Annotated in this window: 16 protein-coding genes; 15 read left to right on the forward strand and 1 reads right to left on the reverse strand. The window is 63.2% G+C overall.

Annotated features, from left to right (window positions below; translation table 11 throughout):
* The first annotated feature begins 54 nt into the window (after nt 1–54).
* The 4 genes from coaBC to IC757_RS00375 are packed head-to-tail and all read left to right on the forward strand — an operon-like array spanning nt 55 to nt 5,228.
* On the forward strand, nt 55–1,257 hold the full coding sequence (gene coaBC, locus IC757_RS00360) for a bifunctional phosphopantothenoylcysteine decarboxylase/phosphopantothenate--cysteine ligase CoaBC (RefSeq protein WP_190975446.1): 1,203 nt from the start codon (nt 55–57) through the stop codon (nt 1,255–1,257).
* A gap of 6 nt (nt 1,258–1,263) precedes the next feature.
* Nucleotides 1,264–1,719, forward strand: coding sequence for a dUTP diphosphatase (dut, locus tag IC757_RS00365; RefSeq protein WP_190975447.1), 456 nt, complete (start codon nt 1,264–1,266; stop codon nt 1,717–1,719).
* The gene (locus IC757_RS00370) at nt 1,716–4,676 is read left to right on the forward strand and encodes a phosphomannomutase/phosphoglucomutase (RefSeq protein WP_190975448.1); all 2,961 of its coding nucleotides are present in this window, start codon (nt 1,716–1,718) and stop codon (nt 4,674–4,676) included. Before dut ends, IC757_RS00370 begins: the two co-directional genes overlap by 4 nt.
* Before the next feature lie 21 nt (nt 4,677–4,697).
* Nucleotides 4,698–5,228, forward strand: a complete 531-nt coding sequence (locus tag IC757_RS00375; protein WP_263405589.1) for a pseudouridine synthase — start codon at nt 4,698–4,700, stop codon at nt 5,226–5,228.
* A gap of 277 nt (nt 5,229–5,505) precedes the next feature.
* On the opposite strand, the gene IC757_RS00380 is transcribed toward IC757_RS00375, so the two are convergent.
* Nucleotides 5,506–6,858, reverse strand: a complete 1,353-nt coding sequence (locus tag IC757_RS00380; protein ID WP_223846185.1) for a glutamate--cysteine ligase — start codon at nt 6,856–6,858, stop codon at nt 5,506–5,508.
* A 185-nt stretch (nt 6,859–7,043) separates the two neighbouring features.
* Between IC757_RS00380 and IC757_RS00385 the strand changes: the two genes are divergently transcribed.
* The 11 genes from IC757_RS00385 to atpE all read left to right on the forward strand — a co-directional run bounded on the left by IC757_RS00385 (nt 7,044) and on the right by atpE (nt 17,209).
* Complete coding sequence (locus IC757_RS00385; RefSeq protein ID WP_190975451.1) at nt 7,044–8,756, forward strand: peptide ABC transporter substrate-binding protein; 1,713 nt, start codon at nt 7,044–7,046, stop codon at nt 8,754–8,756.
* 115 nt (nt 8,757–8,871) lie between these two features.
* Entirely contained in the window at nt 8,872–9,810 is a 939-nt protein-coding gene (oppB, locus tag IC757_RS00390; protein WP_190975452.1) for an oligopeptide ABC transporter permease OppB, read from the forward strand.
* A complete protein-coding gene (locus IC757_RS00395) occupies nt 9,807–10,712 on the forward strand; it encodes an ABC transporter permease subunit (protein WP_190975453.1) in 906 nt (301 codons plus the stop codon). The genes oppB and IC757_RS00395 overlap by 4 nt, the downstream gene beginning before the upstream one ends.
* A 164-nt stretch (nt 10,713–10,876) precedes the next feature.
* Nucleotides 10,877–11,857, forward strand: a complete 981-nt coding sequence (locus IC757_RS00400) for an ABC transporter ATP-binding protein (RefSeq protein ID WP_190975454.1) — start codon at nt 10,877–10,879, stop codon at nt 11,855–11,857.
* A complete protein-coding gene (locus IC757_RS00405) occupies nt 11,857–12,900 on the forward strand; it encodes an ABC transporter ATP-binding protein (RefSeq protein ID WP_190975455.1) in 1,044 nt (347 codons plus the stop codon). Before IC757_RS00400 ends, IC757_RS00405 begins: the two co-directional genes overlap by 1 nt.
* A complete protein-coding gene (gene rsmG, locus IC757_RS00410) occupies nt 12,893–13,525 on the forward strand; it encodes a 16S rRNA (guanine(527)-N(7))-methyltransferase RsmG (protein WP_190975456.1) in 633 nt (210 codons plus the stop codon). Before IC757_RS00405 ends, rsmG begins: the two co-directional genes overlap by 8 nt.
* Nucleotides 13,518–14,306, forward strand: a complete 789-nt coding sequence (locus IC757_RS00415; RefSeq protein ID WP_190975457.1) for a ParA family protein — start codon at nt 13,518–13,520, stop codon at nt 14,304–14,306. Before rsmG ends, IC757_RS00415 begins: the two co-directional genes overlap by 8 nt.
* Entirely contained in the window at nt 14,303–15,196 is an 894-nt protein-coding gene (locus tag IC757_RS00420) for a ParB/RepB/Spo0J family partition protein (protein WP_190975458.1), read from the forward strand. Before IC757_RS00415 ends, IC757_RS00420 begins: the two co-directional genes overlap by 4 nt.
* Nucleotides 15,197–15,495: 299 nt before the next feature.
* Nucleotides 15,496–15,891: an ATP synthase subunit I gene (locus tag IC757_RS00425; RefSeq protein WP_190975459.1), complete on the forward strand. Its 396-nt coding sequence runs from the start codon at nt 15,496–15,498 to the stop codon at nt 15,889–15,891.
* Between the two features lie 21 nt (nt 15,892–15,912).
* A complete protein-coding gene (gene atpB, locus IC757_RS00430; RefSeq protein WP_223846186.1) occupies nt 15,913–16,845 on the forward strand; it encodes a F0F1 ATP synthase subunit A in 933 nt (310 codons plus the stop codon).
* Between the two features lie 94 nt (nt 16,846–16,939).
* A complete protein-coding gene (gene atpE / locus IC757_RS00435; RefSeq protein WP_411913472.1) occupies nt 16,940–17,209 on the forward strand; it encodes a F0F1 ATP synthase subunit C in 270 nt (89 codons plus the stop codon).
* Nucleotides 17,210–17,233 lie beyond the last annotated feature (24 nt).

The raw sequence follows: 17,233 nt of genomic DNA on the forward strand, positions 1-17,233 counted from the left end.
GGAGAGTTTCCCCGTCCGGGTGTAGGAAATCGACTTGATCGGAGCAATGCGGCCATGACACTGACGGGTAGAAGGATTCTGCTGGGAATCAGCGGCGGTATCGCCGCCTACAAGTCGCCGGAACTGGTTCGCCGCCTGCGCGATGCCGGCGCCGAGGTGCGTGTGGTCATGACCGCCGGTGCGGAGGCTTTTATCACTCCGTTGACCCTGCAGGCGGTCAGCGGTCATCGGGTACGCACCCACTTGCTGGATCCGGAAGCCGAGGCCGGCATGGGCCATATCGAACTAGCGCGCTGGGCCGAGGATATCGTCATCGCCCCGGCCACCGCGCAGGTTGTAGCGAAGCTCGCCCATGGCTTCGCTGACGACCTGCTGAGCACGCTCGTGCTGGCCAGTCAGGCGCGGCTCTGGGTGGCCCCGGCAATGAATCGCCTGATGTGGGATGCCGAACCGGTGCGCGCCAATGTGGACCAACTGGTGCGCGGCGGCGCCCGCCTGCTCGGACCGGACCGTGGCGAGCAGGCCTGTGGTGAGCACGGAGCCGGCCGGATGCAGGAGCCCGATGTGATCGTTTCTGCAATGGCGGGCGCCAGCGAGCGCTCCCGGCCGCTTGTCGGCAAACGCTTCGTGGTGACCGCCGGTCCCACCCATGAGCCGCTGGATCCGGTTCGTTTTCTGGGCAACCGCTCGTCGGGACGCATGGGTTTTGCCGTGGCCCGGATGCTGGTCGAAGCCGGAGCCACCGTGGACCTGGTAGCCGGCCCGGTGAATCTGCCCACGCCGCCCGGGGTGCAGCGTGTGGATGTGGTCACTGCCCGCGAGATGCTCGAAGCGGTGAATCGATGCATCGATGCTGCCGATGGTTTCGTGGCCGTGGCCGCGGTGGCCGACTACCGGCCCGAACACGAGGCAACCGACAAGCTCAAGAAATCCGGTGAGCCGGTCACCATGCATCTGGTCGAGAATCCGGATATCCTCGCCACTGTGGGACATCGACAGACACGACCGTTCGTGGTCGGATTTGCCGCCGAAACGCGTGACCTGGAAACATCGGCCCGCTCGAAGCTCAGTGCCAAGGGTGCCGATCTGATTGCGGCCAACCGGGTAGGGCACGAGCTGGGCTTTGATCGCGAGGACAATGCTCTGGAGGTGTTCTCGGCCCACCGTCACTGGTCGCTGGGTCCGCGCTCGAAGTGTCAACTGGCGCGCGAGCTGGTCGATATCATTGCCGGCGAAATGAAAGCAAGGGAAAGATAGCGAGACATGAGGGACCTCAAAGTCAGAATTCTCGATCCCCGCATGGGCCGCGACTGGCCGCTGCCGGAGTACGCGACCAGCGGGTCGGCCGGGATGGACCTCCGTGCCTGCCTGGATGAACCGCTGGAGCTGAAGCCGGGGGAGACCCACCTGCTGCCTTCTGGCCTGGCCATCCATCTTGACGATCCGACATTGGCCGCCGTATTGCTGCCTCGCTCGGGGCTGGGCCACAAGCAGGGGCTGGTGCTCGGCAACCTGGTCGGGCTGATCGACAGCGACTACCAGGGCGAGGTCAAAATCTCCTGCTGGAACCGATCGAACACGACCATCACCATCGAACCGGGCCAGCGCATCTGCCAGCTCGTGGTGGTGCCCGTAGTCCAGGTCCAGCTAAACCTGGTCGATTCCTTCGACAGAAGCGAGCGGGCCGAAGGCGGCATTGGACATACGGGGACGCAATGAGCCAGTCAACCGGAGCAAGGAAGGGCCAGAACCAGGCCAGTGACGCCAACAGCCAACCTGCCATTGGAAGGATCCTGCTCGTCATCGGGGTGCTGGTCGTGCTGGCGGGTGCAGGCGCCATTCTGCAGCCGATGCTGGTCTCCGAGGACGGCGGTCCGGCCCGAGTGGCCGCGCAGGCCAGCGCCGAGTCGGTGGCCGCAACGTTGGCCGATTTCAAGGACAAATTGCGCGATGGATCGGTTCAGTCCGCCGCCCGGCAGGTGCCGGCCGATAACCCGCAGCAGACCGGCGATGTGACCGCGGCCCTGGAGGCCCTTGGCGTGATCGGCATTCTCGACCTTCGGGTCTATCCGCCCCGAGCCGAGGAGATTGAAGTCGGCACCTATCCCGAGCCAGATTTCACCGCCGTGCAGATGCTGGTGGAAGCGCGCCGGTCCGGTTCGGGCCGTGTGCGTCACCGGGATCCGGCCGAAGGCGTTGAGCATTTCGCCTTTACCGAGGCGGTTGTCGATGGCGATGACGAAGTCACCGGCGTGATGCTGTTGCGCCTGCATGCCGATCCGGTGCGGCGCCACTTGCAGGCACCTGAAGGCAATACCTGGGTCCGGCTGGTACAGGACTCGCGCGTGATTCGCGCCCTGCCCACCGCCAGTGGCTTGCCCGAAGCATTGGGCAGTGAGTCGGTTGCCGGCAGTGCGCTGGCAGTCGAATGGGGGGTGATCGGGCAGCCTGGGATTCTCTCGGCTGCGCAGTCAGCCGTGGTACTGGCGCTGGGCATTCTTGTGCTTGTCGGTGGCGCCCTGATTCACCTGGGCAAGCTGGGCCGCCGTCCCGTAGCCGCGACGCCACAGGCCCCGGCGCGTGCCGAACAGTCCACTCCCGCGCGTGCCACAGCCGCCAAGGCCGCGCCCGAGAAAGCCGCTGACAAGCCACAGCCACCGCCAGCAGCCGATGAAAAGCCCGATCTGCCCGACTGGATGCTTGACCAAGGTGGCGACGACTCTTCCCTGCCGTTTGGAGAAACCCCTGGGCAGACTACTGAATCTGTTGAACCCGCCGAACCCGCCGAACCCGCGGAATCCGCTCCCACGGTTGACGAGGGCCTGGATCTGGATGTGCCCGATCTTGACGATATTCTGGCCAACATCGAGGAGGAAGGCAGCAAGCCGCCCGGCGCCTCGGCTGACGGCAAGGACGTTGACCCCGGCCTGGATTTCAATACTGACGATTCGTTATCGTCTACAACACCGCCGCCGGCCGCAGATGCACCTGCTACGCAACCGGATCCCGAAAGTCGGCGGCAGGAGGAAGTGCTGGGGTCCGAAGAGCTGTCCAACCTGGCTCGTGGCGGCAGTACCCCGGGCGATGACCGGATGCCCGCACCGGAGTCCAGGCCTGAAGCGGTGCCAGAACCTCCGGCCCGCCCGCGACCCGAACTAGAACCAGAACCAGAACCCGAGCCCGAGCCCGAGCCCAGGTCCGCTCCAGCGTCCCGACCCGAACCGACCCCCGATTCGGGTGCTGCTGTCGATGGCGTCTCCGATGTCGAGCCGGCCGATATCCCGTCGGCATTGCAGGGCCACGAGCGATTGCCGCCGGAAAGGTTCTGGCGCGACCGCATCATCGGCGTCGTGGATCGCGAACTGGACGCCGAGCTGGCCGCCTCCCTGGGCCAGGCCATAGGCACGTACGCCCGAGAGCAGGGATTTCAGACCGTGGCGGTGGGCCGCGACGGTCGCCTCAGCGGTCCGGTGATCATGTCCGCCCTGATCCGTGGTCTGCGCAATACCGGTGTTGACGTGATCGAGGCCGGCGCGGTGCCCTCGCCGGCCTTGTGGTATACCGCCTGCGAAATGGCCAATGGCTGCGGGGTCATGGTCAGCGCATCCCATCATGCACCCGAGTACAACGGCTTTCAGGTGATGCTCGGCGGCCAGATGCTGCAACGTCAGAATCTGCTGGCCATCGGCGAGATTGCTGCGCAGCAGCGTTTTGCCGAGGGCAGCGGCGGTTACCTGCAGGAAAATGCCGCTCGTTCCTATGCAACCGCCCTGGCCGACACCGTGAACTTGAAGCGCAAGCTCAAGGTGGTGGTCGATTGCGGCAATGGCATTCCCGCCAGCATCGTGCCGGCCCTGTTCGATGCCCTGGAGCTCGATCTCATTCCGCTCTATTGCGATGTCGATGGTTCTTTCCCCAACCACCGGCCCGACCCGTCCGATCCGGAATGCATCGAGGATCTGCGCCTGTGCGTGCGCAACTTCCAGGCGGATATCGGATTTGCCTTCGATGGCGATGGCGACCGCCTGGCCGTCATTTCCGATGCCGGCGAGCCTATTGCCCCGGACCGGTTAATGATGCTGTTCGCCGCTCACCTGCTCGAGCAAACCTCGGGTGCCAGCATCGTCGTCGACGTTCGCAGCTGTGCTCAATTGCCGGAGCTGGTGAGTGACCGCGGTGGCAAGCCCGGTTTTGCACCGGCCGGTGGCGGGCCGGTGGCACGCAGCGTGGTTGAACATGATGCAGTTCTCGGCGGCGACATGGACGGGCAGTTCATCCTGGCGCGGCGCTGGTATCCCTTCGGGGATGCGATCTGTGCGGCCGTGAGGTTGCTGGAATTGCTGACCGCGCAATCCCGGGGGATGGCCGAGCTGGTCGAGGAGCTGCCGGAGTCGCGCACCACCGGCGCCCTGAAGCTGGGTGTCGATGCAGCTAAAGGCGATGAACTGATTGCGGCCCTGAAACAGCCCGGGCAGTTCGATGATGCGCAAATCACTACCATTGATGGTTTGCGGGTGGATTTCGCGGATCGCTGGGCCCTGCTGCGGGTCTGTCATGACGCCAATGAAACCATGCTGTATTTCGGCGCCGGCGAACCCGATGCACTCAATCGCATCAAGTCAGAGTTCCGCGACCGCCTGCTGGCGGTGGACTCAGAACTGAAGCTGCCCTACTGAGGCCAGTGAGGTTTGACCACGCTGCTGTTCAACAAGCCCTTCCGGGTCTTGTCGCAGTTCACCGACCCCGAAGGCCGTGCCACCCTGGCCGACTTTATCGACCGCCCCGGAGTGTACGCGGCCGGCCGCCTGGATTTTGACAGCGAAGGCCTGATGGTGCTGACCGACAACGGTCGTTTGAAGGCCGCGCTGACCGATCCGGTCAGTTGCACGCCCAAGACCTACCTGGTCCAGGTCGAAGGCCGCCCGGCCGTCAACGCCATCGACAGACTGAACCGCGGACTGAGTCTGAAGGACGGACCAACCCGCCCGGCCAAGGTCGAATTGCTGGCGCGTTCACCCGGCTGGCTGTGGCCACGCAAACCCCCGGTCAATCCCCGCAAGGGCCGCCCGACAGCCTGGCTGAGAATCACCATCACCGAAGGCCGCAACCGTCAGGTCCGCCGCATGACCGCCGCCGTCGGCCTGCCCACGCTGCGCCTGGTGCGGACCCGCGTCGGCGACTACGAGCTGGGGAAGTTGCAGCCGGGGGAATGGGTAGAAGAAGTGTGAAGGGTGGAGTGTGAAGTGTGAAGTGTGAAGAGGGGGCTTGCGGTTTGTTGTGGGGGGAGGTTGGAGTTGGGGGGCTTTGGTGGTGGTGGGGTGTCAAGTGTTAAGTGTTAGGGGGGTGGTTCGTGGAGTCTGTTCCGTCTCCCGTCCTCCGTCCTCCGTCCTCCGTCTTCCGTCTTCCGTCTTACGTCTCCCGTCCTCCGTCTTCCGTCTTCCGTCTCCCGTCTTCCGTCTCCCGTCTCCCGTCTCCCGTCTCCCCGCACGGCGCGCCAGCGCCGTGCTAGTACGCATACTTCCGAAACAGGCCCGCCAGGTCTCCGTTCCATTCGTTTTCGAAGCGTTCCAGCTTGACTTCGGCGGGTGTGGTGCCTCGTTCCACGATGTCCTGCAGTGGTGTCAGGTATCCGCCTTCGTGGTCGCCTCCGGCATTGAAGCGGGCGCGTCTTGCCAGGCCCTGGCTGGCCAGTTCCAGTAACTCGGCGGCCAGTTCCCGGACCGTGCGGCCGTCGATGCGGGCGTTCAGGCCAACCCGTGCCACGTCATCTCGCAGGGCCTGGCGCTGCTCGTTCGACCAGTGCCGGGTCAGTTCCAGGCAGCCGGCCAGACTGGCATCGTCGTAGAGCAGTCCCACCCAGAATGCCGGCAGGGCGCATAGCCGGCGCCAGGGGCCGCCATCGGCGCCACGCATTTCCAGGAAGCGCTTTAGGCGCACTTCGGGAAAGGCCGTGGTCAGATGGTCTTCCCAGTCCGACAGGCGCGGTTGCTCGCCCGGCAGGGCCGGCAGCCGCCCGGCCAGAAAGTCGCGAAAGGACTGGCCGGCCGCGTCAATGTAGCGATCGCCGCGGCGCACGAAATACATCGGCACATCCAGCATCCAGTCGACATAGCGCTCGAATCCCATGCCCGAATCGAATACCCAGGGCAGCATGCCGGTGCGGTCCGGGTCGGTATCGGTCCAGACCTGGCTGCGATAACTCAGGAAGCCGCAGGGCTTTCCCTCGACGAATGGAGAGTTGGCGAACAGTGCAGTGGCCACTGGCTGCAGGGCCAGCGAGGCCCGGAACTTGTCGACCATGTCGGTTTCGCTGGAAAAATCGAGATTGACCTGTACCGTGCAGGTGCGCTTCATCATGTCGTGCCCCAGCGTGCCGACCCGGGGCATGTAATTGCGCATGATCACGTAGCGGGCCTTGGGCATCCACTCGATGTCCTCCCGCCGCGCGCTGGGATGAAAACCCATGCCGAGAAAGCCGATACCGAGCGGTTCGGCCACGGAGCGAACCTCGGCCAGATGGGTATTGACTTCGCTGCAGGTCTGATGGAGATTGTCGAGCAGACCGCCCGACAGCTCCAGTTGGCCACCCGGTTCAAGCGTGATGGAACAAGCGTCCTTTTTCAGCGCCACCGGCAGTCCGTCTTCCAGCACCGGCTGCCAGCCGAACTGTTCGGCCATGCCTTCGAGCATGGCGCGAATGCCGCGTCGGCCGGCATAGGGCAGAGGGGTCAGGTTCTCGGTGCAGAATCCGAACTTTTCGTGTTCGGTGCCGATACGCCATTCCTCTCGCGGGCGACATCCGGATTCCAGCCAGGCGGTCAGTTGCTGCTTGTCGGTCAGTATCGTGTCCGGGTTCAAGGTCTTTGGCTCGATAAAGCGAATCGCGATTATCGCCGTTTTGCCAACCCGGCAGCAAACAAGCGCTGTGCCATGGCCATGTATTACCATGGAGTCCAGTCTCTGCCGTTCCGGACCCGGCCGGCCAGGTCCCTGACTCAAATGCCCATGACGAAGATGTGTTCACTGCCGCGGTTTCTGCCACGATGCGTACCGGCCTGACGGTTCTGATCTCAGTCCTGCTGATGGCCTGCGGCGCGCCGGGGTCTGACGAAGTCACGCCGGGCAGTGCGCGCCTGCCGGTTCCGGTCGAGGTGGCTCATGACGAGGATGGACGGCCGCTTCCCGAAATACTGGCCGATGAGCAGGTCCTTTACCGTGGCAATGGCGAGGAGCCGCAGACGCTCGATCCTCACCTTGCCGAAGGCGTGCCCACGGCCAATATTCTCAGAGATCTGTTCGAGGGGCTCACGAGCACGGCACCGGACGGCCGGATCGTTCCGGGTGCCGCCATGCACTGGGACATCAGCCGCGACGGCATGACCTATACCTTCTACCTCGACCCCGATGCCCACTGGTCGAATGGCGAACCGGTTACGGCCCACGATTTCGTCTGGTCGTGGCAGCGGGTGGTCAATCCCGAAACCGGCGCGGCCTACGGGCGCATGCTGGCACCGGTGGTCAATGCCGAGGCCATCTTCGCCGGCGACCTGCCGCCAGAGGAACTCGGGGTCAGCGCCCTCAGCGAGACCGTGTTCCAGGTTCGTCTCGAAGATCCCACGCCGTATTTTCTTGGCCTGCTGACTCACCCGACAACCTATCCGGTGCACCGCGAGACGGTCGAGCATCACGGTTCGGCCCATGTACGGCCCGGAAATCTCGTGTCCAACGGCGCCTACGAGCTCACCGACTGGCAGGTCCGCTCGCGTATCGTGCTGGAGCGCAATTCGTACTTTCGCCTCGCCGACGAGGTCATCATCGAGCGCGTGGTGTTCTATCCCTTCGAGGACGAGAACACCGAGTTCAACCGTTTTCGTGCCGGCGATCTGCACTGGACTTACCAGTTGCCCTCGGCCCAATTCCGCTGGCTGCGGCAGAACATGGACCAGGCGCTGATGGTCACTCCATGGTTCGGCACCTATTACTTTTCCTTCAACCTCACCCGCGAGCCGTTCGAAGACAATCTCGCCCTCAGGCAGGCGCTGAACCTGGCCATTGACCGCGAAATCATCACCGAACGGGTCACGCGCTTCGGCGAAGTGCCGACCTTCAACCTGGTGCCGTCCGGGCTGCCCGGCTACGAACCGCCCGAGCCGGATCATGCGACCTGGTCCCAGGCCGAGCGCGAGGAGGAAGCGCGCCGCCTCTACCGACAGGCCGGCTACTCCGAATCCAAGCCCCTGACCGTGGAGCTGCGCTACAACACCTCCGAAAACCACCGCAAGATCGCGGTGGCCATCGCCGCGATGTGGCGCCAGGTGCTGGGCGTGCAGACCCGCCTGGTCAACGAGGAATTCCGGGTCTTTCTCCAGAACCGGGCGCAGCGGCGAGTCACCCAAGCGTTTCGCGCCGGCTGGATCGGCGACTACCAGGATGCCTTCACCTTCCTCGAGCTTTACCATTCCGGCCATGGGCGCAACGACGCCGGCTATGCCAATCCCCGTTACGATCGGCTGCTTGAGCGCATTGCCTCCGAGCGCATCCCCGCGCGTCGCCGCAACCTCATGGTTGAGGCCGAGCGCATGCTGCTCGAAGACCAGGTAGTCATGCCGGTGTTCGTCTACATGACACGCCGCCTGATCGACCCGCGCCTGAAAGGCTGGGAAGAAAACATCATGGACTACCACCTGACCCGCTACATGTACCTGGTAAAGAGTCAGGATGAGAGGGATTTACAAGACGGGGAGAACGAGGAATGAATCGGGTGCTGGACAGGGTAAAGGTAAAAGGTAAAAGGGAAAAGGAAGGTAGCTGGACATCGTCCTTTCACCTTTCACCTTTCACTTTTCACCGCGCTCCAACGGAGCGCTCCCCATGCTGAAATACTCCCTGCGCCGGCTCGCTTCCGCCATCCCCACGCTGTTTCTGCTCATCACCGTGGCGTTTTTCCTGATTCGTATCGCGCCGGGTGGCCCGTTTGACTCCGAGCGTGCCCTGCCGGCCGAGATCGAGGCCAACCTGGCCGCCAAGTATCACCTGGATGAACCGCTCATCTTCCAGTACGGTCGCTATCTGTGGCAGATTGCCCGGCTGGACTTCGGGCCGTCGTTTCACTACCGCGACTGGACGGTCAATGATCTGATCATCCAAGGCGCCCCGGTTTCGTTCACGCTCGGCATTCTGGCACTTGCCATCGCACTGGTCGTCGGTGTGATGGTGGGAGCCTGGGCCGCCCTGAGACAGAATCGGCCGGCCGACTACACGGTCATGAGTCTGGCCATGATCGGCATTTCCATCCCCAATTTCGTGATGGCGCCACTGCTGATTCTTCTGTTCGCCATCACCCTGGGCTGGTTGCCGGCCGGCGGGTGGGAGTACACACCAACACGCATGCTGTTGCCGGTACTGACCCTGGCCCTGCCCATGATCGCCTACATCGCCCGCATTACCCGCGCCTCGATGATCGAGGTACTGCACTCCAGCTATATCCGCACGGTCCGTGCCAAGGGCATGCCGGAAAAGGAAGTCATCCTGCGCCATGCCCTCAAGCCGGCCCTGCTGCCGGTGATCTCCTACCTCGGTCCGGCGGCAGCGGCCATCATGACCGGGTCGGTGGTGGTCGAGCGCATCTTCACCATCCCCGGTATCGGCACCTATTTTGTCCAGGGTGCGCTCAATCGTGACTACACACTGGTCATGGGAGTGGTCATTCTTTACGGCATGCTGATCATCCTGTTCAATTTCGTGGTCGACCTGCTCTATGCCTGGCTCGATCCGCGCATTCGCTACGATGATGGCGAGGTCGGCACATGAACGAAGCCACACGCGACGCCTTCGAGCAGGCGCTGGACCGGCGTGACATTCGCGGCCGGTCCCTCTACGTTGATGCCTGGCACCGGCTGCTGAAGAATCGCGCGGCGGTCGCCGGGCTGGTGGTTCTGGTTTTCATGATCGCACTGGTGCTCATCGGCCCCCTGCTCAGCCCCTGGGATCACGAAATTCCCGACTGGGACCACGGATCCATCCCGCCCTCGCTCGAGACCGGCCATCCCTTCGGCACCGACGCCATCGGTCGCGACCTCTTTGCACGCACCATGATTGGTGGCCGGATTTCGCTGCTGGTCGGTTTGCTGGCCACGCTGGTCTCGCTGGTCATTGGCGTGACCTACGGTGCCGTTGCCGGTTACCTGGGCGGGCGGGCCGACAATGTCATGATGCGTTTTGTCGACGCGGTCTACGCCATGCCGTTCATGTTCTTCGTCATCCTGCTGATGGTGATCTTCGGGCGCAACATCTTTCTGATCTTTCTGGCCATTGGTGCCATCAACTGGCTGGATATGGCGCGCATCGTGCGCGGCCAGACGCTCAGCCTCAAGAACAAGGATTTCGTCGAGGCCGCCCGCGCCTGCGGTGCCACCGAGGCGCAGATCATCCGACGCCACATCATTCCCAACCTGCTCGGCGTGGTCATCGTCTATGTCACCCTGACCATTCCCCAGGTCATACTGATCGAGAGCTTCCTGAGTTTTCTCGGCCTGGGTGTGCAGGAGCCGCTGACGTCCTGGGGTGCGTTGGTCAACGAAGGCGCGCAGGAACTGGAAACGGCGCCGTGGTCGCTGATGTTCCCGGCCGGTTTCCTGGCATTGACGCTGTTTGCATTCAATTTCCTCGGCGACGGATTGCGTGATGCGCTGGATCCGAAGGACAGGTTGTAGAGGCGGTAAAAGGTGAAAGGAGGAAAGATGTCTGTTAGGTTGAGAAACGGGCGATTTTGCCATGGCTGGAGAATCGCCGCCGGATGGGAGAGCATCGAGTGCCATGCGCTGGCACTTGAGGCCTTTTCCTTTTACCTTTCACCTTTTACCTTTCACCGCCCCTGATGGCCCTGCTTGAAGTCCGTGATCTCACCGTCTCCTTCGATACCCCAGAAGGCGTGGTGCATGCCGTCAACGGCATCAGCTTCGACCTGGAACCCGGCGAGACGCTGGGGCTGGTGGGCGAGTCGGGTTCGGGCAAGACGCAGACGGCACTGGCGTTGATGGGGCTTTTGGCCGAGAACGGTCAGGCCTCCGGCTCGGTGAAGTTTCGCGGCCAGGAGTTGCTGGGCATGTCGCTGTCGGAGCTGACCCGTGTGCGAGGCTCGAAGATCTCGATGATCTTCCAGGACCCGGTGACCTCGCTCAATCCCTACATGACCATTGGCGAGCAGCTTGTCGAGGTGCTGACGCATCATCGCAACCTCAAACGGCGCGAGGCGAAACAGCGGGCCATCGAGATGCTGCGCCAGGTGCGGCTGAGCGACCCCGAACAGCGCATGAAACAGTATCCGCATGAATTGTCCGGCGGCATGTGCCAGCGCGTGATGATCGCCATGGGCCTGCTGTGTCAGCCGGACCTGCTGATTGCCGACGAGCCCACCACCGCGCTCGATGTGACCGTGCAGTCGCAGATCAACTCATTGATGGGTGAGCTGTCGACCCAGTCGTCGACCGCGATTCTGCTTATCACCCACGACCTGGGCGTGGTGGCCGGTCTGTGCGACCGCATCCTGGTGATGTATGCAGGCCAGGAAATGGAAATGGCGGGGGTTGATGAACTGTTTGCCGATCCGCGCCATCCCTATACCGAGGGGCTGCTGGACTCCGTGCCGCGTCTGGATCGGGACGACTCCGGCATTCTTCATGCCATCCCCGGCAATCCGCCCAACCTGCTTGATGTGCCCGCCGGCTGTCCCTTCCGCGACCGCTGCCCGCACGCCTGGGACAAATGCCGGGAGTTGCCCGCGTTTGAAAAGATCGGCGAAGGCCGCTTCAAGCGCTGCCATCTGGATGAGCTGCCGGTTCAGCAGGAGGCCGGCTGATGCGAAACCCGGTACTTCAGGTTCGCGACCTGCAGGTCCATTACCGAGTCGATGCCGGCAGCCTATTCCGGCACGACTATCGCAGCATCCGCGCGGTCGACCGGGTCAGCTTCGACGTTCTGCCGGCCGAAACCCTGGGAATTGTCGGCGAATCAGGATGCGGCAAGTCAACGCTGGCGCGGGCTTTGCTGGGTCTGCAGCCGGCACGGGGCGGCTCCATCCGCTGGCTGGGCGAGGAGCTGGTCGGGGCCAGTGAAGAGCTTTTGCGCAAGAAGCGTCGCGAAATTCAGATCATTTTTCAGGATCCGGCCGGATCGCTGGATCCACGCATGACCATTGGCGAGATCATTGCCGAGCCGCTGCGCACTTTTTATCCGTCGATGTCACGCCTGCAGGTGCGCGAGCGCGTCAGCGGCATCCTGCAGCTGGTCGGCCTTCGGAGCGACCAGATCAATCGCTATCCGCACGAGTTTTCCGGGGGGCAGTGCCAGCGTGTCGGCATTGCCCGGGCGCTGGTGGTCAACCCGCGTCTGGTGGTCTGTGACGAACCGGTCAGCGCCCTGGATGTGTCCATTCAGGCACAGATCGTCAACCTGCTCAAGGATCTGCAGAAAAAGCTGCAACTGTCGCTGATCTTCATCGCTCACGACTTGTCGGTGGTGCGCCACGTCTCCGATCGTGTGCTGGTCATGTATCTGGGCCAGGTCATGGAAATGGCCGGCCGCGAGGCGATTTACCATGCGCCCCGGCACCCCTACACCCGGGCGCTGATAGAATCGGTGCCCATCCCCGACCCGGTGCGCGAGCGCGCCCGGGCGCGGCGTTCTCTGCAGGGCGACATGCCATCGCCGCTTGATCCGCCCTCCGGTTGCGTGTTCCGGACTCGCTGCCCCTTCGCCATCGACCGCTGCGCCGCCGAAACGCCCGTGCTTGAAGATATCGGCGATGGCCACCGGGTGGCCTGTCATCGCCATGACGAGCTGCCACCGGGCCCGCTGCCCGACCACGACATCGAGCAAGAAGAAGGCGCCGCGCATGACTGACATGCCGCGCCAGCGTCTGCTTGCCGGGGTCGCTGCTCTCGAACTGGATCTGGATGCCGACCGGCTGGAGGCCATGCTGGCCTTTGTGTCCCTGCTGGCGCGCTGGAACCAGGCCTACAACCTGACCGCCATTGATGACCCGAACGCCATGGTCGACCGTCACCTGCTCGACAGCCTGAGCATTCTTCCCTGGCTGCGCAGCGATCGGGTGCTGGACGCCGGCACCGGCGCGGGTCTGCCGGGCATACCCCTGGCCATTGCCAGCCCGCAGCGCTATTTCGTGCTGGTCGATGCCAACGGCAAGAAGGTTCGCTTTCTGCGCCAGGTCAGGCGCGAGCTGGCGCTCGACAACATCGAACCGGTGCATGCCCGGCTCGAATCCCTTGACCCGGTTTCTCATCCGGCCGGGGACCTGGTCGCCCGTGCGCTGGCGCCGTTGCCGCGGCTCATAGAGCAGCTTCAACCCTACCTGGATCGGGGTGCGCGGTTACTGGCCATGAAGGGCCGCCTGGAACAAAGCGAGTGCGATGGGCTGCCGAGCGCGTACAATGTCGAGCGGATCGAACTGAGGGTGCCGGGTACCGCCGCTGAGCGTTGCCTGGCAATCGTGAACCGAAATGAATGAGAGACGGGCCAGGATTCTGGCCGTAACCAATCAGAAAGGCGGCGTGGGCAAGACCACCACGGCGCTCAACCTGGCCGCCGGCCTGGCCGAGCTGCGCCGCCGCGTTCTGCTGATCGATATCGATCCGCAGGGCAATGCCACCACGGGCTCCGGCGTCGACCTGGCCGACGACCAGCCGACTTTGTGCGAGGTGCTGACCGGCGAGGTCGAACTGCCTGACGCAATAGTGGCCGCCGAGGCCATGGGCTTCGACCTGGTCCCGGCAAACGGCGACCTGACGGCCGCTGAAGTCGCGCTAATGGATCTCGAGGACCGCTCCGGCGTACTCAAACAGGCCATGGAAACAGTGCGCGGCCGCTACCACCACATCATCATCGACTGCCCGCCGGCACTCAATGTGCTGACCCTCAATGCCCTGACCGCCGCCGACGGCGTACTGATCCCGATGCAGTGTGAATACTATGCACTGGAGGGGCTCACTGCCCTGCTCAACACCATCGAACAGATCCAGGATTCGGTCAATCCCGCGCTGGAGATCGAGGGGCTGGTGCGCACCATGTTCGACGTGCGCAACAACCTGTCGGGGGCGGTTTCGCGCCAGCTTGGCGAGCACTTTGGCGACAAGCTGTATTCGACCGTGGTGCCGCGCAACGTGCGCGTGGCCGAAGCGCCCAGCTACGGCCAGTCCGTCATCCACTACGATCGCGATTCACGGGGTGCCGTTGCCTACCTGGGGCTTGCCGGGGAATATTTGCGTCGACAGGGAGCCGAACCGAAATGAATGCCTCGCGCAAGAAAAAGCCACTGGGGCGCAATCTCGATGCCCTGCTGGGAAAGACGCGTGCCGCGGCGGAAAAGGCCAGCCCTGAAGGGGAGCTGACCGGGCTCAAGGAGCTGCCGCTCGACGTGATCGAGCCGGGCCGCTACCAGCCACGCTCGGCCATGGATCCTGATCGGCTACAGGAACTCTCCGACTCGATTCGCGAACAGGGGCTGGTGCAGCCGGTGGTGGTACGCCCCCTGGCCAGGAAAGGCCGCTACGAGCTGATTGCCGGCGAACGCCGCTGGCGGGCCTGTCAGATGGCGGGCATGGAAACCATTCCCGCACTGGTTCGCGAAGTGGCCGACGAGGCCACCCTGGCACTGGCCCTGATCGAGAACATCCAGCGCGAGAACCTGAACCCGCTGGAAGAAGCGGCCGCGCTGAAACGCCTGATCGAAGAGTTCGACCTGACGCATGAACAGGCCGCCACCAGCGTCGGCCGTTCACGCGCCGCGGTCACCAACCTGCTGCGTCTGCTCGATATGGCGCCGGAAGTGCGCGAACTGGTCGATCAGCGCGAACTCGACATGGGGCACGCCCGTGCCTTGCTCGGACTCGAACGCAACGACCAGGTTCGTGCTGCCCGCGAAGTGGTCGAAAAAGCCCTGTCCGTGCGCCAGACCGAAGCCCTCGTGCGCCGCATGCGCGAAGGCGGAAAAGACAACAAGAAGAAACCGGCCGCAAAGAGTGCCGACATCCAGCGCCTCGAACAGGAACTGACCGAAACCCTGTGCGCCCCGGTCAGCCTCAGGCACCAGTCCTCCGGCAAGGGCCAACTCAACATCCGCTACACCAGCCTGGACGAACTCGATGGCATCATCGAGCGGCTGCGTCGCCGCTCCGGCTGAACGCCAGGCAGGTGTTCGATAACCTGGTAGATATTGTCCGAGCCCGGGTCAGCAGACTGGATGCACTGAACAGCCCCCTGTTGCTGCACCCCAGGTTTTGTCCATTGTTCCGGTTTCCCCGCTCCGGTCGACGAGAGTAGCACGATGCCCCCTTTCTCGCAGCGACCCAATCGCTTGCCGCTGCCCTTTCTGCCCTGTTATACTTGCGCGGATTTACAGAGCGCGGGTCCCTTGCCCTCCCGAAAATGGGGGAAACGGGTGTGCTGCGCCTGACCTTGAAGCCCGATTGCGCCCAGGCCGTGAACGAAGCCCAATTCGCCAAGACGATTGCCTGGCTGCTGCGCACTCAGGCCGTGATGACCGCGCTTGCCGGAGTGGCGTTTGCCATGATCGGTGGGCTGGACTGGTCGATGGCTGCGCTGGTCGGAGGAGGGATGGGTCTGTTTCTGACCGCCGTCGTGGCACTCAGGGTCGGCCTGGCTTCATCCATGGAGCCCAAGGTCATGGTGCGTGCTTTCTATCGCGCCATGGCGCTGAAATTCGTGCTGGCGGTGATCATGTTTGTCATCGTCGCGCTCTGGTTCGCCGGCTATTTCGTGCCGGTGGTGACGGGATATGCGGCCACCTCGACGGCCTACTGGCTGGCAATGCGCAAGATGGCGTTGTTGCCGAGTTCGACCACGGACAACGACTAACGGGATTCCTCGAAGACGACCATGGCTAGCGGCAACGAGCAACCGGAAGCGCCTGTAGAAGCAGGCGGTGATATGGGCCAGGCGGCCGGCGCCAATGCGGCAGAGGCGAGCGCAGAACTCGGCGGCTTTGCGGGGTGGTGGGCTCAGACCAAGGAACGCGCCCATTTTGTATGGACCGAGGAAGCCGACGCTGGCGATTTCGTCCGCCATCACATCACCAACCTGCGCCTGCCCGAAACCCATGAAATGGATCCGTTCGTCTGGCATGTCGACACCATGGTCGTGTCGTGGGTGCTGGGCCTGTTCTTCCTCGGATTTCTCTACCTGGCCGCTCGCAAGGCCACTTCGGGGATTCCCGGCGGTTTGCAGAATTTCGTTGAATTGCTGGTTGATTTCGTCGACAAGACGGTCAAGGAAAGCTTTCACGGTCCTCGCGGCTTCATCGGGCCGCTGGCGCTGACGATTTTCGGCGTGGTCTTTTTGTGGAACCTGATGGACCTGGTGCCGGTCGACTACGTCCCGCTGGCCATGTACGTGCTGGGCGTGGACTACTTCCGCATCGTGCCCTCGGCCGACATCAACGCTCCGTTCGGTCTGTCGATCACCGTGCTGGGCCTGATCATTCTTTATGGCATCAAGGGCAAGGGTTTCGGTGGCTTCGGCAAGGAGCTGTTCACCCACCCGTTCGGTGCCAATCCGCTGCTGTGGATTCCCAACCTGGTACTCAATATTGTCGAGCTGGTAGCCAAGACCGTATCGCTGGCCATGCGGCTGTTTGGCAATCTATATGCCGCAGAGCTGATCTTCGTGCTGATCGCCCTGCTGCCCTGGTGGATTCAGTTCATTCCGGGGGGTGGCTGGGCCATCTTCCATATTCTGGTCGTGCCACTGCAGGCCTTCCTGTTCATGACGCTAACGATTGTCTACCTGTCGTTGGCCTATGAGAAACACTAGTTACCGTACCGTCATTGACGATTTCGCTTTTGCATTCAATCACTATTGCTAGGAGACCATCATGGAAGCATCTTCTCTGGAACTGGCCGGTCTGATTGCGCAGGTTCAGGCCAATACCGCGATTGCCGTGGGCCTTATCTTTGTTGCAACGGCCGTCGGCACCGCCATCGGCTTTGCCCTGCTGGGCGGCAAGTTTCTCGAAGGCGCTGCGCGCCAGCCCGAGCTGGCCGGCATGCTGCAGGTCCGCATGTTCATCATTGCCGGTCTGCTTGATGCCCTGTCGATTATCGGCGTGGCGTTTGCCGCCCTGCTGATGTTTGCCAACCCGCTGCTGGGACCGATCCAGGCCGCAATGGGCGGTTGATCCAGTAGTCGAGTTCCGCAACTC

The organism is Wenzhouxiangella sp. AB-CW3 (assembly GCF_014725735.1).
Lineage (GTDB): Bacteria > Pseudomonadota > Gammaproteobacteria > Xanthomonadales > Wenzhouxiangellaceae > Wenzhouxiangella.

What these genes read in the sequence shown, in the direction of transcription:
- coaBC (WP_190975446.1), top strand. Translation starts at nt 55, where the DNA reads ATGACACTGACGGGTAGAAGGATTCTGCTGGGAATCAGCGGCGGTATC.
- dut (WP_190975447.1), top strand. Translation starts at nt 1,264, where the DNA reads ATGAGGGACCTCAAAGTCAGAATTCTCGATCCCCGCATGGGCCGCGAC.
- IC757_RS00370 (WP_190975448.1), top strand. Translation starts at nt 1,716, where the DNA reads ATGAGCCAGTCAACCGGAGCAAGGAAGGGCCAGAACCAGGCCAGTGAC.
- IC757_RS00385 (WP_190975451.1), top strand. Translation starts at nt 7,044, where the DNA reads ATGCGTACCGGCCTGACGGTTCTGATCTCAGTCCTGCTGATGGCCTGC.
- oppB (WP_190975452.1), top strand. Translation starts at nt 8,872, where the DNA reads ATGCTGAAATACTCCCTGCGCCGGCTCGCTTCCGCCATCCCCACGCTG.
- IC757_RS00395 (WP_190975453.1), top strand. Translation starts at nt 9,807, where the DNA reads ATGAACGAAGCCACACGCGACGCCTTCGAGCAGGCGCTGGACCGGCGT.
- IC757_RS00400 (WP_190975454.1), top strand. Translation starts at nt 10,877, where the DNA reads ATGGCCCTGCTTGAAGTCCGTGATCTCACCGTCTCCTTCGATACCCCA.
- IC757_RS00405 (WP_190975455.1), top strand. Translation starts at nt 11,857, where the DNA reads ATGCGAAACCCGGTACTTCAGGTTCGCGACCTGCAGGTCCATTACCGA.
- rsmG (WP_190975456.1), top strand. Translation starts at nt 12,893, where the DNA reads ATGACTGACATGCCGCGCCAGCGTCTGCTTGCCGGGGTCGCTGCTCTC.
- IC757_RS00415 (WP_190975457.1), top strand. Translation starts at nt 13,518, where the DNA reads ATGAATGAGAGACGGGCCAGGATTCTGGCCGTAACCAATCAGAAAGGC.
- IC757_RS00420 (WP_190975458.1), top strand. Translation starts at nt 14,303, where the DNA reads ATGAATGCCTCGCGCAAGAAAAAGCCACTGGGGCGCAATCTCGATGCC.
- atpB (WP_223846186.1), top strand. Translation starts at nt 15,913, where the DNA reads ATGGCTAGCGGCAACGAGCAACCGGAAGCGCCTGTAGAAGCAGGCGGT.